Origin of the sequence: Bacillus sp. FSL R7-0672, assembly GCF_038601465.1 — a bacterium.
In the GTDB taxonomy this organism is placed as follows: Bacteria; Bacillota; Bacilli; order Bacillales; family Bacillaceae; genus Bacillus; species Bacillus pumilus.
In genome coordinates, this window is the sequence record NZ_CP152010.1 from 3,643,123 (window position 1) to 3,658,028 (window position 14,906).

The 14,906-nt window shown below is 43.3% G+C and carries 15 protein-coding genes and 1 other annotated feature; of the genes, 2 read left to right on the top strand and 13 right to left on the bottom strand.

Annotated features, from left to right (window positions below):
• Window positions 1–338: 338 nt before the first annotated feature.
• The 6 genes from rlmH to MKY18_RS18570 all read right to left on the bottom strand — a co-directional run bounded on the left by rlmH (window position 339) and on the right by MKY18_RS18570 (window position 5,221).
• Window positions 339–818 (bottom strand): 23S rRNA (pseudouridine(1915)-N(3))-methyltransferase RlmH, encoded by a 480-nt coding sequence (gene rlmH / locus MKY18_RS18545; protein WP_342497640.1) that lies wholly within the window; start codon window positions 816–818, stop codon window positions 339–341.
• 80 nt (window positions 819–898) lie between these two features.
• The gene (locus MKY18_RS18550) at window positions 899–1,069 is read right to left on the bottom strand and encodes a CxxH/CxxC protein (protein ID WP_217012607.1); all 171 of its coding nucleotides are present in this window, start codon (window positions 1,067–1,069) and stop codon (window positions 899–901) included.
• 163 nt (window positions 1,070–1,232) lie between these two features.
• Window positions 1,233–2,063: an energy-coupling factor transporter transmembrane component T gene (locus MKY18_RS18555; protein WP_217012608.1), complete on the bottom strand. Its 831-nt coding sequence runs from the start codon at window positions 2,061–2,063 to the stop codon at window positions 1,233–1,235.
• The gene (locus MKY18_RS18560) at window positions 2,054–3,769 is read right to left on the bottom strand and encodes an ABC transporter ATP-binding protein (RefSeq protein WP_342497641.1); all 1,716 of its coding nucleotides are present in this window, start codon (window positions 3,767–3,769) and stop codon (window positions 2,054–2,056) included. The genes MKY18_RS18555 and MKY18_RS18560 overlap by 10 nt, the downstream gene beginning before the upstream one ends.
• Window positions 3,770–3,788: 19 nt before the next feature.
• The gene (locus tag MKY18_RS18565; RefSeq protein ID WP_012011871.1) at window positions 3,789–4,346 is read right to left on the bottom strand and encodes an ECF-type riboflavin transporter substrate-binding protein; all 558 of its coding nucleotides are present in this window, start codon (window positions 4,344–4,346) and stop codon (window positions 3,789–3,791) included.
• 14 nt (window positions 4,347–4,360) lie between these two features.
• Entirely contained in the window at window positions 4,361–5,221 is an 861-nt protein-coding gene (locus tag MKY18_RS18570) for an S-adenosyl-l-methionine hydroxide adenosyltransferase family protein (protein ID WP_044139077.1), read from the bottom strand.
• A gap of 110 nt (window positions 5,222–5,331) precedes the next feature.
• Window positions 5,332–5,602 (bottom strand) — a binding site (T-box leader).
• Between the two features lie 192 nt (window positions 5,603–5,794).
• On the opposite strand from MKY18_RS18570, the gene MKY18_RS18575 reads away from it, so the two are divergent.
• Together MKY18_RS18575 and MKY18_RS18580 are read left to right on the top strand one after the other, a co-directional pair.
• Window positions 5,795–6,481 carry an ABC transporter permease subunit gene (locus tag MKY18_RS18575; RefSeq protein ID WP_065097607.1) on the top strand — a complete coding sequence of 229 codons (687 nt, stop codon included), beginning with the start codon at window positions 5,795–5,797 and terminating at the stop codon, window positions 6,479–6,481.
• Complete coding sequence (locus tag MKY18_RS18580) at window positions 6,482–7,363, top strand: ABC transporter ATP-binding protein (RefSeq protein WP_065097606.1); 882 nt, start codon at window positions 6,482–6,484, stop codon at window positions 7,361–7,363.
• 38 nt (window positions 7,364–7,401) lie between these two features.
• On the opposite strand, the gene MKY18_RS18585 is transcribed toward MKY18_RS18580, so the two are convergent.
• The 7 genes from MKY18_RS18585 to yycF all read right to left on the bottom strand — a co-directional run bounded on the left by MKY18_RS18585 (window position 7,402) and on the right by yycF (window position 14,776).
• Complete coding sequence (locus MKY18_RS18585; protein WP_342497642.1) at window positions 7,402–7,866, bottom strand: GNAT family N-acetyltransferase; 465 nt, start codon at window positions 7,864–7,866, stop codon at window positions 7,402–7,404.
• A gap of 67 nt (window positions 7,867–7,933) precedes the next feature.
• Window positions 7,934–9,121: a S1C family serine protease gene (locus MKY18_RS18590; RefSeq protein ID WP_065097604.1), complete on the bottom strand. Its 1,188-nt coding sequence runs from the start codon at window positions 9,119–9,121 to the stop codon at window positions 7,934–7,936.
• 81 nt (window positions 9,122–9,202) lie between these two features.
• Complete coding sequence (locus MKY18_RS18595) at window positions 9,203–9,997, bottom strand: MBL fold metallo-hydrolase (protein ID WP_034660602.1); 795 nt, start codon at window positions 9,995–9,997, stop codon at window positions 9,203–9,205.
• A 6-nt stretch (window positions 9,998–10,003) separates the two neighbouring features.
• Window positions 10,004–10,867: a two-component system regulatory protein YycI gene (yycI, locus tag MKY18_RS18600; protein ID WP_126741536.1), complete on the bottom strand. Its 864-nt coding sequence runs from the start codon at window positions 10,865–10,867 to the stop codon at window positions 10,004–10,006.
• Window positions 10,854–12,233 carry a two-component system activity regulator YycH gene (yycH, locus tag MKY18_RS18605; protein WP_342497643.1) on the bottom strand — a complete coding sequence of 460 codons (1,380 nt, stop codon included), beginning with the start codon at window positions 12,231–12,233 and terminating at the stop codon, window positions 10,854–10,856. Before yycH ends, yycI begins: the two co-directional genes overlap by 14 nt.
• Window positions 12,223–14,061, bottom strand: coding sequence for a cell wall metabolism sensor histidine kinase WalK (gene walK / locus MKY18_RS18610; RefSeq protein ID WP_050944648.1), 1,839 nt, complete (start codon window positions 14,059–14,061; stop codon window positions 12,223–12,225). The genes yycH and walK overlap by 11 nt, the downstream gene beginning before the upstream one ends.
• A 7-nt stretch (window positions 14,062–14,068) precedes the next feature.
• Window positions 14,069–14,776 carry a response regulator YycF gene (gene yycF, locus MKY18_RS18615; protein WP_003215017.1) on the bottom strand — a complete coding sequence of 236 codons (708 nt, stop codon included), beginning with the start codon at window positions 14,774–14,776 and terminating at the stop codon, window positions 14,069–14,071.
• Window positions 14,777–14,906: the final 130 nt, after the last annotated feature.

The window sequence follows — 14,906 nt, forward strand, 5'->3', positions numbered from 1 at the left end:
CTCTTAAAGCCAATTTCCCCCATTCAAAGAAAAAATCATATACTTCCTGTCTTAGCTTTGGGTCATCATTAATAACGGAGAAACGTGGAACAGGTTGACGTTTTACCCCTCCCATACTTGAAGGAATACGCCATATACCACCAGTACCTTGCCTACGCTTTTCTATTTCTTCTGGAGTATATTCTTTACACCATAAGGTGGGTCTGTAACAATAGCATCTATCGAATCTTCTTCTCTATCCTTGAGCCAAATAAAACAATGTTCATTAATTAATTCATAACTCAATTTTTATACCTCATCATCTATTTAATAAATCTAATTATACATTAAAACCTCATTTACTTATGATAAGGCTCCCCCCGAACAATCCGAAACGCCCGATAAACCTGCTCCACCAACACCAGCCTCATCAACTGATGCGGAAACGTCATTTTTGAAAACGAAAGTTTCTCATTCGCACGCTGCATGACAGCATCGCTTAATCCAAGGGATCCGCCAATGACAAAACACACCTTACTTTTTCCGTATGTTGCCAGCTTATCTATTGTATCGGCTAATTCTTCGGAACTTTTCATTTTTCCTTCGATGGCGAGGGCGATGACGTGGGCGTCTGGATTGATTTTGCTTAGGATGCGTTCGCCTTCTTTGTCTTTGATGATTTTCATGTCTTGCTCGCTGAGGTGTTCGGGTGCTTTTTCGTCCGCGAGCTCAATGATCTCGATTTTTCCGTAAGCCTGTAATCGTTTTGTGTATTCGGCTATGCCTTGCTTTAAATATTTCTCTTTTAATTTTCCTACTGTGATAATTGATATATTCACAGGTCATCCCCACCTTAAGAACAAGTTATTCATAAGAGTTATCAACAATTGTGGATAAAATTTGTGTATTTTGTGTCCGATCATTCGTTCCCCACTATATATATTGCAGGTTCAGCGCACAATTCACAGGTTGTGGATAAGCTGTGTGTATGTTCGATTTTTCTGAATTCTGGTGGCGTTTCGTGATCATCTATGTACATGTCTAGCACGGTTTCTATATGTTCTGCGCAAGCATAAAGTGATTTGTTCATAAGTCTCTAATTCCTCCAATATATTGTCTCGTTATTCACAAGTGTTTCGCTCATTGTTCAATATAACCGATTTATTCACATGTTAATAGTCTTTTACCATTTTCCACACCTTTTATCCACAAACAAAACAAAGAAGCCTTCACTCCTGTGTGAAGGCTTCTTTCTATAGAAACGGATTATAAAATCTCGTTCCTCTAACAAATGTAATCACTAGCGAAACGATCAGTACCGCTCCAACAAATATTAACGCCACATAATCTGCTTTTTGAAAGTCTTTCGCCGTAAACCATGTGCGCTTTTTATGCTTTCCAAATCCGCGTAGCTCCATCGCATTACTAATCGTCTCAATCCGCTCTAGGCTAGAAAATATCAGCGGCATCACAATCGACAGCGCATTTTTAATCCGTTTCCCCAGCTTTTCATTCTTCGATAAATCAATGCCTCTTGCTTGCTGAGAAATTGCAATCGTGCGAAAATCCCGCTGAATATCTGGAATATAGCGCAAGGCAATCGCTACAGCATACGAAATGCGGTAGCTGACTCCAATTCGGCTGAGGGATGAAGCAAATTCACTTGGATTTGTTGTGACGATAAATAAAAGCGCTGCTGGCATGACCGTCACATATTTGAGTGTAATATTCAATTGATAGAAAAGCTGTTCAAGTGTGACGTTGTACCAGCCGGCAATATGAAATAGTTCATGCTTTGCTCCGTAGATCGCGACTCCTTGCTGGGGTGCAAAGATGTAAATAGCGATGTTGTTGATGACTAGGAAAATTGCCAGGACGATCACCACGAAGGAGATATCACGAAATCGCACATTCGACATCTGAAAGAATACGACACTGGCGGCTAACATAAAGACTAACACGCCTGTATCATACGTGAGCATCGCTGCGGATGACCAGAGGATAAAGCAAATGAGTTTGGTGGCCCCTGTCAGCCGATGAATCGGCGACGGGCGATCGATATAAGACAGCATGTCTACAGCCATGTCATTCGTTCCTTTCTGTCAACCTCAATGAAGCGATCCACGAGTTCATTTGGATTTGGCCAGTCTGCTTTCAGCGCCAGTTCATACAGCGATGTTTCCTTTAAGCTCGCCTTTTGAACAAGCAGCTGATCTGTCAGCACTTTGGCTGGTGTATCATCTGCGATTTTTTCTCCATCAGAAATGACAATAGTTCTTGTCGTATATTCGAGCATCAAATGCATATCATGTGTGATCATCAAAATCGTGACACCCTGCTCATTTAATTGCTCTAAAAACGTCATCATCTCTGTGTAATGTCTAAAATCCTGTCCGGCGGTTGGCTCATCTAAAATAATGATTTCTGGCTCTAATACAAGAATTGATGCGATCGTGACGCGCTTTTTCTGTCCAAAACTGAGAGCAGAAATCGGCCAGTTCCGAAATGGGTATAAGCCGCATACTTTTAAGACTCGCTCCACCCGTTCCTTGATGTCTTCTTCCTTTACGCCTCTTAAAACGAGACCAAATGCGACTTCATCAAAAATCATTTGTTTAGAAATCATTTGATTTGGGTTTTGCATGACGACGCCGATTCGTTCGGAGCGCTGTTTGATGGTGTCTCCTGTGATGTCATCACCATTTAGATGAATGGTCCCTTTTGTTGGCTTTTCAAACGCGCAGAGCACCTTGGATAGTGTTGTCTTGCCTGCGCCATTGGCTCCTGCGATGCTGATCATTTCTCCTTTTTTGACGGTAAAAGAGATGTTGTTCAGCGTGTTGGGTCTTGTCGGATAGTCAAAGCTCAGTTCACGTACTTCTAGTAAATCCTGCGCTGCATTTTGCTCGACTGATGGCTCAGACGCTTCCATCCACTGCTCGATTTTCATTTTTTCCTCATCATTTAAGGTAAGATGCTGTAAATTCGCGATCTGATCTCCAGGTGTAACTGGAATACCTGCATATTTCATGGCTTTTACATATAAAGGCTCACGTAAATACGCCGCTTCTAATACATTTGAGGCGAGCAATTCATCTGGTGTCATGTCCGCTGCTATCGTGCCGTCATTGACGACGATGATGCGGTCCACATGGCGGAAGAGGACGTCCTCTAACCGGTGCTCAACCATCACGACGGTTTTTTTCGTTTGTTTTTGCAGTCGATCAATAAGATCGATTACTTCTTTGCCTGTAGCGGGATCAAGGCTTGCGAGTGGTTCGTCAAACAGCAAAATGTCGACTTCGTTAACAAGTACGCCTGCGATGGCGACACGTTGTTTTTGACCGCCTGACAGCTCATGTACGGATGATGCCAGCTTGCCATCTACCTCTGTTAATTTTGCCGCTTCTTCGACACGTGTTTTCATTTCTTCGCGTGTGACTTGGTCATTTTCAAGTGTAAACGCGATGTCTTCTCCAACGGTCAGCCCGATAAATTGTCCGTCAGGGTCCTGCAGCACCGTTCCGACGAGCTGTGAGAGGGAGAAAATATTCTCTTTCTCTGCATTCTTCCCTCCGATGTGAAGACTTCCTTCCATAGAACCTTTATAAGACGCAGGAACTAGCCCATTGATACAATGGGCTAGTGTGCTTTTTCCCGATCCAGACGGGCCTGCGATGAGGACTTTTTCGCCTTCATAGATGGTCAGGTTAATATCTTTCAATGTCGGTTCTGCCTGACTGCGATATTGGAATCCGAAATGTTCGAATTGAATCATCGGTTTCTTCATTTATGTGTTCCACCTTGCTTCATGATGTTTCTTTCGATAGACTGCCGCTTTTGCTTCTCGTTTTCGCATAAGCCGCAATGATGATGGTTCCTAGTACACCGACTGTGATGATGTTTGAGATTCCTGCTACGATGCCTTGAACAAATACTTTGTTCGCAGGTTCTGCATAGATCACAATGTCGAGTACCGGGGCAATAACAAACCAGCCCAATGCCTGTGCGCCTGCTTGTACGGCGTTGAAGAGCGTGATTTTTTTCCAGCCAAAGTCGCCCTCTTCTACTTTTAAACGGTTCGAAATGAAGCCGATCAATAACCCAACAACACCTGAAACGATAATCCAGCTCCACCAAGGGCCGAATGTGGTGGCATCTTTAATGAGATGACCAATAAATCCAATCAGTGCGCCTGCAACAGGACCAAATAGCACGGCCATTAATGCAAGGAATGCATACGATGTCTCAATTTGTGTATTCGGAATCCCAGTTGGAATGGAGACGAAGCGTCCTAAAATGACAAAGACGGCTGCGCCAATTCCGATGGCAACGACAGTTTTCGTTGAAAGTTGTTTACCTGCCATGATGTATCCTCCTCTTATTCGTATATAATGCGCGGAGCTTTGCGAATCGAAAGGCGCCAGCCTGTGCCTGTTCCGATGTTATAAGCCTTTGCAAATGACCCTTGATTGATCGCCACGCCTAAATGATCGAGTGAATTGACATATACGAGTGGTTCGCCTACCTTTAAATCAGCAAAAGATCGTCCATAGGTCATGATATTTTTATACACATTTTTTGGCCCGTTGGCAATGGTAACTTCTATTGCATCGCCGTAATTAATTGAAAGCTGCTCAAATAGCGTATGATGAATGTTTGTCCAAAGGTTTCCGAACCTCACATCTAAAATATCAATCGTTCCTGTGATGACTTCTTCTTTCGCATAAGCCTGTACGACTGGAAGGTGAATAATATCATCAATATCCGCCTTTGGCCCAACCTCTTCAAAAGAAATCACACCTGAAGCGATTCTCGCCCCTGTATACGCGTAAATATCTCTCCCATGGAAAGTATGTGATTTTCCCGACTTTGGCAGCCGGTTAATGGTTTCATCTAAATAACGGGCTTCCACTATGCCAATATCCTGTGCGACGTGCGTAAGTGTCCCGTTATCTGGGGTAATGATGTAGTGCGAGCTTGTGGTTTTGACGACAAGACTCTTTCTTTCTGACCCAACGCCTGGGTCAACGACGGATACGAATACCGTCTCTTCCGGCCAGTACGTGACGGTTTGGAGCAGGCGGTAAGATGCCTCCCAAATGTCATACTGCGGTATATTGTGTGTTAGATCAAAAAGGCGGATGCTGCTGCTGACCGTATTTGCCACTCCGTACATGGCGCTAACAGCTCCATCATCAATGCCGAAATCTGATTGTAAAACCAATGCATGTTCACTCATGTCAATCTCCCTTTCATTTGAAAAAATGGATGTGGTGTTTCACGTGGAACATTTGAACATTTGTATGAAAAAAGTGGACAATAAAAAATACCCCATCCTTATCTTTGAATCATAAGGACGAGGTATTTGTCTCGTGGTACCACCTTTATTTACTGTTTGCTCGCGCTAAACAGCCTCTACAAGTACAAAGCTCCAATCTGGCTCATATACTGTGGTTTTGATAACGAGTACCAACTCTCGTCGTGTCCTACTAATATCATAGATATGTTCAGCACGAGGCTCAGAGACCATTTTTCGAATCATTATTTTTGCTTCTTTTCAGCTGCCGAAGCTCTCTGTGGAAAAATTGATGATTGTACTTTCTCTCGTCATTGCCTGTTTAACTATCTTGAATTAAAGCTATCATACATGATGTTTTTTGATAAATCAAGATATTTTTCTGAACATTTTCAAAAGTGAGTCAACAGGTGCTGGAAGAGTCTTCTTTTTATAAAATTTAAACAAATGTTAAAGAGCGAGATATGGTGTCTTTCCTTTCTAGCGGTATAATAAAGATGAAGGGAGGTACAGCGTGTGTGGACCATCTGTATGAATGAGTTTAAGCAGCTCTTCAAAAGCACAAAATCTATTTTAACAATTGTTATTATTTTCATTCTATCTACTTTTGTTTCAACTCTACCGTTTATTGCTGCTCATCAGGACAAATGGGAGGCAAAGGATCCTTATTCCATTGGGAATGAACTGGTGATGTCGTTATTTGGTTTCTTCCTTATTTTCTTATTGTCTCACGATATTTTAAGCCGAGAAATTCATTTGAAAACCATTCGTTTTCTCGTCAGTAAAACCACCCGTTTGAACATTATTATCGGGAAATATCTTGGACTGATGCTGTTTTGGCTTAGCTGTATTATGACGACATACGTACTGAATATGGTGATTTCACATCGTTTTCTGTTCTCTGATGCGTTAAAAATCTTAACCTTTATCAGTGTCGGTATCTCATGTGCTTTATTTTTGTCCATGCTCTTTCCAACCCCGCAGAAATCAATGTTTGTTGGGATGTTGTTTTCCTTTCTTTTCCCAATCGTCAGTATGATATCTGTTCTTTCTTCAGAACGATTGATTCATTGGTTCCAATATATGACGCCTTATTATTATGTGCGCTTGAGTGAGCCGCTGACCTATGTACTCATGAATACAGCATTGACCGTTATCTTACTCATTGGAACAGCACTCCTATTTCAAAGGAGGGATGTCTAAATGCTACATACAAAAGAACTCACAAAAAAATATCGGACAAAAGTCGCGATAGATCACATTACCCTTGATGTCAATCAAGGTGATATTTTTGGGCTCATTGGGCCGAAGGGTTCTGGTAAGACGACGTTTTTCAATATCATTACGGGAATTTCCCGGCCAACCTCTGGGACGTTTACGATGATGGATATGCCTTCATTAAAAAAGGTGAGGCAGCATATCGGTGTTCTGCCTGAATATACGGATTTATATGAAGGGCTTACGGCACTTGAACATATTGCCTACTTATCAAAAATCACCGGGACGCGCCAGAAAACGAGTGATTATGAAGAACTGCTCGAATTTGTCGGCTTAGATCGCTATCATCAGGAAAAGGTCGGTTCCTTCACACCTGGTATGAAGAAACGGCTCGGCATGGCGCAGGCTATCGCCCATCGACCCGAATTTATTTTACTCGACGAGCCTTTTGCTGATATTGACGCAGATTCGATCTTGCACATCCAGCAGGTCATTGACACGTTAAAACATGAAGGGAAAACCGTCTTTTTAACGGCTGACCGCCCAAGGTTCACAAATAGTATCTGTACAAAAACTGCTTTTATTTCTGAAGGAAAATTAGTGTCCCCCCATACACATCCTCAAGAGAAAACCATCACATCCTCAAACATACGTGCAACCTTCAAGCATGCGTGGATTGATGATGAGGTGAAGCCTGTTCTCACGCAGTACTTACAAACTGTTGGAACAGATCTTGTGATCAGTGATGACGAGACCTCATTGTTGATTCGTTCAGAAGCCCAAGTCCCATCGATCATCCGCGCTTTCGTGAAATGCAAAGTTGATTTATACAGAGTCACGGCTCAGGATGCCATGAGCACCTCATAAAAAAGTACCGTAGCGATCCGCACGGTACTTCTTCTTTTTTATAAAGGTTTACTCATATATATTCCAGTTTCTGAAAATCCGGTCTTCTCGTACAGTGAACGGGCAATTTGATTATGAGCAAAAACATGAAGCGAGAGTTTCTGCACTCCTAATGACTTTGCTTGCTCCTCTAATGCAGCAATGGCCTGCTTTGCAAAGCCTTTGCCTCGATAGGTTTCGAATAAGAAAAAGTTATAAATGAATCCTTCCTTCTGCGGATGATTGGGGTCATAACAAAGCCAAACCCAGCCAATCGCTTCTTCCCCATTTAAGAAATTCCAGAGCTCATGATGCTCTGTCTGTAGACCTTCGGGAAGGAGCCGATCAAATTGTTCTTCGGCGTTTGCAAGTGATTCTTCCTTCTCCCAAGTCCCTGCGAGTACCTTTTCTTCTGCGTACCGCTGAATGGCCTTCTCCATCAATACATCGTAATCTGTTTGTGACATTGGTTGTAGTGTAACCAATCGTACCGCCCCCTTTCCTCCATCATATGATGAGCATGAAAAAAAACCAGTCCCATCAAGGAACTGGTTAGCCGCCGAATCGGTCGGTTTGAGAAAGTTTGATCTCTACTGATTTTTTCTTTCCACTTCGGTAAAACTGCACCTTTACCTTGTCGCCAACTTTCTTTTGATATAAATACTTACGAAGGTCTACGATATTCTGTACACTCTTGCCATCAAAGAAAGTGACGACATCCAGCTCTTTTAGTCCCGCTTTTCCTGCCGGAGACAAAGGCTCGACACTCATCACGACAACCCCTGATGTGACGTTAGACGGCAGCTTCAGCGTTTCCTGCCAGTGATAGCTCGCAATATCAGCTAATGATTTCATGCCAACGCCTAGATACGGACGCTTCACCTCTCCGTAGCGCTCTAAATCCTCTATGACAGGGATAACGAGATTCGCCGGGATAGACAGTCCAATACCTTCTACTTCTGATTCAGCAATCTTCATTGAGTTGATGCCGATCACTTTTCCGTCCATATTGATCAAAGCACCGCCGCTGTTGCCTGGATTGATGGCGGCATCTGTTTGCAGTACCTCCGCATTCCAATCCGCCTGTCCGTCTCCATTCGAGTCCACAGGAATTGCACGTTCCGTTCCAGAAATGACACCTTGTGTGACAGAGCCTGCGAATTCAAGCCCTAATGGATTTCCAATGGCGATAACTGGCTCACCGGGCTTCACATGATCTGAATTGCCAAAGGCGGCGGTCTTCTTGATCTTATCACTTTTGACGGTGAGAACCGCTAAATCCATAAGCTGATCGCTTCCGACAAGATTGGCGCCAATTCTTGTCCCATCCTGAAGACTCACTTCAAGCTGGTTGGCACCTTTGATGACGTGGTGGTTGGTCACGATATAAAAGGTGTCACCCTTTTTCTTATAAATCACACCTGACCCGCTGCCTGCCTCTCCGCCTTCTTCCCAAAAGCTCGACTTTTGGATATTAATGACGCCGACAACCGTATCCGACATATGAGATACGACTTTTGTGACCGCATCATTGACGTTCACATTGACGGTCTTTAAAGGGCCCTGTGCTGCTTGCCCATCTCCGTTCTGCTGCCAACCAAAGGGACTGCCGCTCTGTCCTGACACATAGGGGAAAAAGAATCCCATTAAAAAAGCTCCTACCAATACACCGATCAGACCAGATAGGAAATATCCTTTTCTGCTTCGTCTCGGCTTCCACTCTACATCGCGATAATCCACTATGTTTCCTTCCTTTCAGTGAATAGATGATGTATATAGTGTTGGTAAGAAGCCCTTATCTTAATCATACGATTGTAAAAATCATACGGCGCAAAGCGGGGTTGCTTTTTTCGGGTCCGTATCATATAAATCAAAGCCATCCCCGACAACAAAGCCTTTCATCTCAAGCGTCTGCTGGACCGCCATACGGGCTAAATCCTTCATGTTGTTGTCTTGACTCAAATGAGCCAAGTAAATGCGTGAGGTGGCATCTCCAATGACATCTGTCATCGCAAGAGCCGCATCTTCATTTGATACATGTCCGACATCGCTCAGAATTCTGCGCTTAATGCTCCACGGGTATCGGCCCATTTGCAGCATACCGACATCATGATTGCTCTCAAATACAAATGTATTGGCTGACTGAATGATGCCTTTCATACGATCACTCACATAGCCTGTATCCGTCATTAGGGCAAGTTTGCGCCCGCCATAATGGAACACGTAAAACATGGGCTCAGCCGCATCATGTGAGACGCCAAAGGACTCAACATCGAGACCGCCGAAGGATTGGACGGTTTCCATATCAAAATGGAATTTTTGCTCTGTATCAATCTTCCCGATATGAGACTCCATCGCCTTCCATGTTTTCGCATTTGCATAGACAGGGAGCTTGTACTTTCTTGCCATGACACCGAGCCCTTTAATATGATCTGAGTGCTCGTGTGTCACAAAAATGCCGTCCAAGTCCTCAGGCTTGCGGTCGATTTGACCAAGCAGCTCGACCATCTGTTTGCCGCTTAACCCAGCATCCACTAAAAAGGCATGCTCGTCTGTTTCTAAATAAAAAGCGTTCCCCGTACTTCCGCTCGCTAGTACACTGAACTGCAAGCTCATGTTCTCTCACTCCATTGAGGATTTGTCATCTTTCTCTATATGATCAAGTGTTGAGCCATCAATGGCATTGATCAAATATTCTTCTTCTGTCTTTTTCTTTGAACTAGCTGATACGCCTTCAAGCTCGACTCGCCATACAGGCACCATGACCTGCGTGCTTGCACCTGGGTATTGCGTATAGTAGCCCAGCTCTACCTTTTTCACGGTCGTGTTTTGGCTCAGCATGTTTTGCGTATATAAATCCTTCACAGTTTCAAGCGCTGGCACTAGGGTTTCTTTTCTCACTTCATTAATCGATGTCACCATCGACTGCTGATACGATACGACCTCGTTTTTATCATTTAGATCTAGGGTGATTTTTCCGATGGTTTCGGAGTCATCAAGCCCCTCTTGGAAAATGTATTTCCCTTTATACGTTTGGAAAAAGACGATTTTCCCTGTCTCTTCATCAATACTCCACAGCTTATAATTCTTCCCATCCAGCAAACGCTGGTTCACCAGATTTGCCGCCGCTGTTTTCATATCTTTTTTCGGCAAGGCCACTGGTTTATTGAAAGTCATTTCAAGCAGCGTGACAGGATCATCTTTGTCTGTTTTCGGGAATGTGCTTTTCGCCTTTTGATCAGCTAATTGGTCGACATCCTTTTTCGTATATTGCTTCTTTTCAGCTGTAATGCGGTAGCCAATCTTCGCTTCATCTGATAGATTGCCATATTTGATCCCGTCTGCCTTCATTTCTTCCAGCGTATCCGTTTTTTCGATAATCGCAAAATGATCGGTTGATCGTTTTTCAAAGTATTGAAAACCTAGAAAGATATCGAGAACGAGAAAGGCTAGGATAAAGATCGTTTTGGTCTTATTCCACTCCATGATTCTCGCCCCCCTCTGTCAACAAATCATGCGATAGAATCACGGTTTTGCCATTGTATTTCATGCACCATACTGGCTCCAGCCAGACAAACATCGCTTGATCTTGATCTGATGCGGTGGAAGCAGCTTGATAGGCCGGGAAAATTTGTTCAATTTTCTCAAGGTCATCATATTTCGTCTGCTTGACGATTAAGTCTTTCAGCTCTGTCCCATTCATCAGCTTGACCTGTTCGCTCTGACTCGCTTTGTTGCCTAGAATATAGTTTGGACGCTTGTAATTCAAGATGTCGTCATTCGCCCACTGTACTTCAAGAGAGGTCATCCCAAATGGGTGCTTTGTACTGTTGACGATCGGTAGGCCATCCATAAACATATTAAAGGAAAGCTGCTGGTTGCTATTGATGCCAAAGTATTGATAGTCATCGGTAAAGCTCCCCGTATCATTGAAATACTTCACACTTCGCTTGATCAAATCGCCCGTTTGGAAAACGGTGCTGCTGTTGATATTGCGATGTTGATATTGGATGCGGTGGTCTTTTTGATTGGCTTCAAGGCGGCTTGTGCCATCTGTGTACACCGTTCGGTTTAAATTAGACTCCTCGCCGACTAGACTCGGATCCGTAAACAAAGCGTCCTTGAATTTGCTTGTCTTAATCGTTTCGATAAAGAACATTTTTGCTTCAAGCTGCTTTTGCTTTCTCGGAAGGAGGAAATCTCGTTTCGAATTCGCTGAGAATGTATAGAGATCATAGTGCGGCATCTCGTTTTGAGCGGCTGCGATACTGTCCATGAGATTCCGATAGTTAGCAGACTCTATTGTCAGCTCAAGCACCGTTTCCTTGCTGTATGAAACCAAATAAACTTTCTTATTGGCCTTGTCCTGCTGGGAGAACGGCACAATCATCCGGTCAAACGAATTGTATTCAATGGACTTATTCGGCCATTTAAACAACGCTTGGAAAATATCAATCGGAATCGGGTCATTGAACACAAGATCCAATGTCTTCCCCTGTCCTCCGCTTCCATAGAAGAAATTCTTAAATTTCTGCTCCGAATATTGATCTGACACATCCGAAATCTCTTTCACATCCCAAAGGCTCACATCATTCCAGAAGTTTTGAAAGAGTTCCTTTTGATCCACTTTAAAATGCTCCCCATTTGAATGGATGAACATCTCCCGCGGCTTCACGACATCAATGAGGCTTCTAGGCTCATCGCTTGATATCTTCTTCGTTTCCACGACCTTAGTGCCGGCATCTGCCTGGTCCTGCATGACGGGCTGGAACATCCAAATATTCCACGTAAACACAAGACTGATCGCAATTAGGATTGTCAATATTATGGTTTTAAAGGTCTCACGCTTCATCCCAATCATCCTCTTGTTCTTCATTGTACGGAAGGGTAAAGGTCACTGTTGTTCCTTTTCCTTCAATGCTGTCAGCCCAAATATCTCCGCCATGAGCCTGAACCATTTCTTTTGCAATCGCAAGGCCTAGGCCGGTTCCGCCAAGTTTTCTTGTTCTCGCCTTATCCACTCGATAAAAACGTTCAAAGATTTTATCCATATCCTTCTTCGGAATACCGATCCCTTCATCTTTGACGCTGAATAATACAAGACCATTCTCCTCATCCAGATCAACGGTAAACGTGATATGTCCACCCTCTGGCGAGTATTTCATAGCATTGGAAATGATATTATCGAGCACTTGTGTGATTTTATCTTGATCAATTTCCACATATATTTCACGTTGCGGAAGATTGCGAATAAACTCGACATGCTGCTCCTTTGTCATTTCAAAACGATCAATGACCAATGAGATAAATCTGATAAAATTCGTCCACTCACGGTTGAATTGATAATCTTTGCTGTCGAACTTAGACAGCTGCAGCAGGTCATTAACAAGCCGGATCATGCGCTCTGTTTCATTTTGCGTAACACTGAGGAACCTTGGCGCAAGCTCTTTATCACCAATTGCGCCTTCAGCCAGAGCCTCAAGATAGCTTCGCATCGTCGTCAGCGGTGTGCGCAGCTCATGTGATACGTTTGCGACGAATTCACGGCGTTCTGCATCGATTTTCTCCTGCTCTGTGACGTCATAAATGACCGCAATTAAACCATCAATCTTCCCATGCTCTTTCTGAATCACTGAGAAATTGACACGCAAAACAGACAGCTGATCTTCGCGTTCGATTTCTATCAGCATGGAATCTTGATTTTCGACTAAATCTTCAAAGGTATGCGTGTCCTCGAGGCCCAGTAATGACGTAATAGGCATCTCTAGTGCTGTTTCACGTGAAACATTCAGAAGCTCTAATGCTGGGCTGTTTAATAGAATAATGGCACCGTTTTGATTCGTAGCAATGACGCCATCTGTCATATAGGCAATGACAGAAGAAAGCTTTTTCCGCTCACCCTCCGTCATCAGCTGCGCTTCCTCCAGCTCTCTCGTCAGATGGTTAAAGGTTGTCGCAAGCTGGCCAATCTCGTCATGTCCATACTTTCGAACCTTTCTGGAAAAGTTCCCTTTGGCGAGCTCGATCGCTTGCTTCCTCATATCCGAAATAGGATGAGTGATTGTTCTAAAGATGAAAATTCCAAGTAGTGCGGTCGTCCCAAGTGCGATCAGTGTGCCAGTTGCCAAAATGGTGTTAATGGTTCGCATTTGGTTAAACACGCTCTCCATCGAAGACACAACATAAATCACACCGACAGTTTCTTGGTTTTCATTTTTCACGGCTGTCGCAGAGATACGCACCCGTTTATTGGATTCTGGGTCATAGAATTTCTTTTCATAGTCTTTGCCTACTGCGAAAATACGGCTAATGATTTGATCTGTGATTTTCTTGCCGGCAATCTCCTGACTGCCGTTATTCACAGAGGCAATCACCTCTCTGCTTTCATCAATATAGCTGACTTCAGAAATTTCATTAGATTCATCTTTGTTGTTAAAGTCGTTTAATATCTTTTGAGCATCCTCTTTTAATTCTGCCTTGCTTTTCGATGAATCTTGTTCTAGGTAATACGATAACGAGTAGATTCGCTGATTCAAGGAATTATCATATGAATTAATTAAGGACTGCTCTAGCTGCTTCACAAAGTACACGCCAATGATCTGCATGGCGACGATGATCAGCAGCACGTAAATTAAGGTCAATTTAAAGTGAATCGAGCGAAAAAAACCTACTTTATTCATAAGAATCTTAGTCCTGCTCTGGGTTTCTTAAATAGTAGCCGACGCCTCGTCTTGTCACGATCCAGCTCGGGTGGCTAGGGTTGTCTTCAATTTTCTCACGAAGACGGCGGACGGTGACGTCTACTGTACGGACATCCCCGAAGTAATCGTAGCCCCAAACGGTTTGCAGCAAGTGCTCACGTGTCATGACCTGTCCGATATGTTTCGCTAAGTAATGAAGCAATTCGAACTCACGGTGCGTCAATTCAATCGTTTCCTCGCGCTTAGACACTACATACGCATCTGGATAAATGACAAGTGATCCAATTTCAATATCATTTGATTCAGATTCTTCCTCTGTCTGCGGCGTAGCAATTTGTCTTCTCAAATTCGCTTTCACACGGGCAAGCAGCTCGCGCGTGCTAAATGGCTTCGTCACATAATCATCTGCGCCAAGCTCAAGACCGATGACTTTATCAATTTCAGAGTCTTTTGCTGTCAGCATGATAATCGGCATGTCATATTTCTTTCTCACTTCACGGCATACCTCAACGCCATCTTTGTTCGGTAGCATAATGTCGAGCAGAATAATGTCCGGTTTGATTTCTTCTACCATTTCAAGGGCTTCATTGCCGTCATATGCACAATGAACCTCATAGCCCTCTTTTCTTAAGTTAAATTCCAATATATCAGCAATCGGTTTTTCATCATCTACGACAAGAATCTTTTTTTCCATTGTGATTTCCTCCTGCATTTTTAGCATCTATGTCATTCCATTTTTGCATGTCTCATCAGACCTTTTTCATTTGAGCAAAAAAGGCTCACTGTCTATTATAACGCTTTACGTGGCAAAGATAAAAATAATA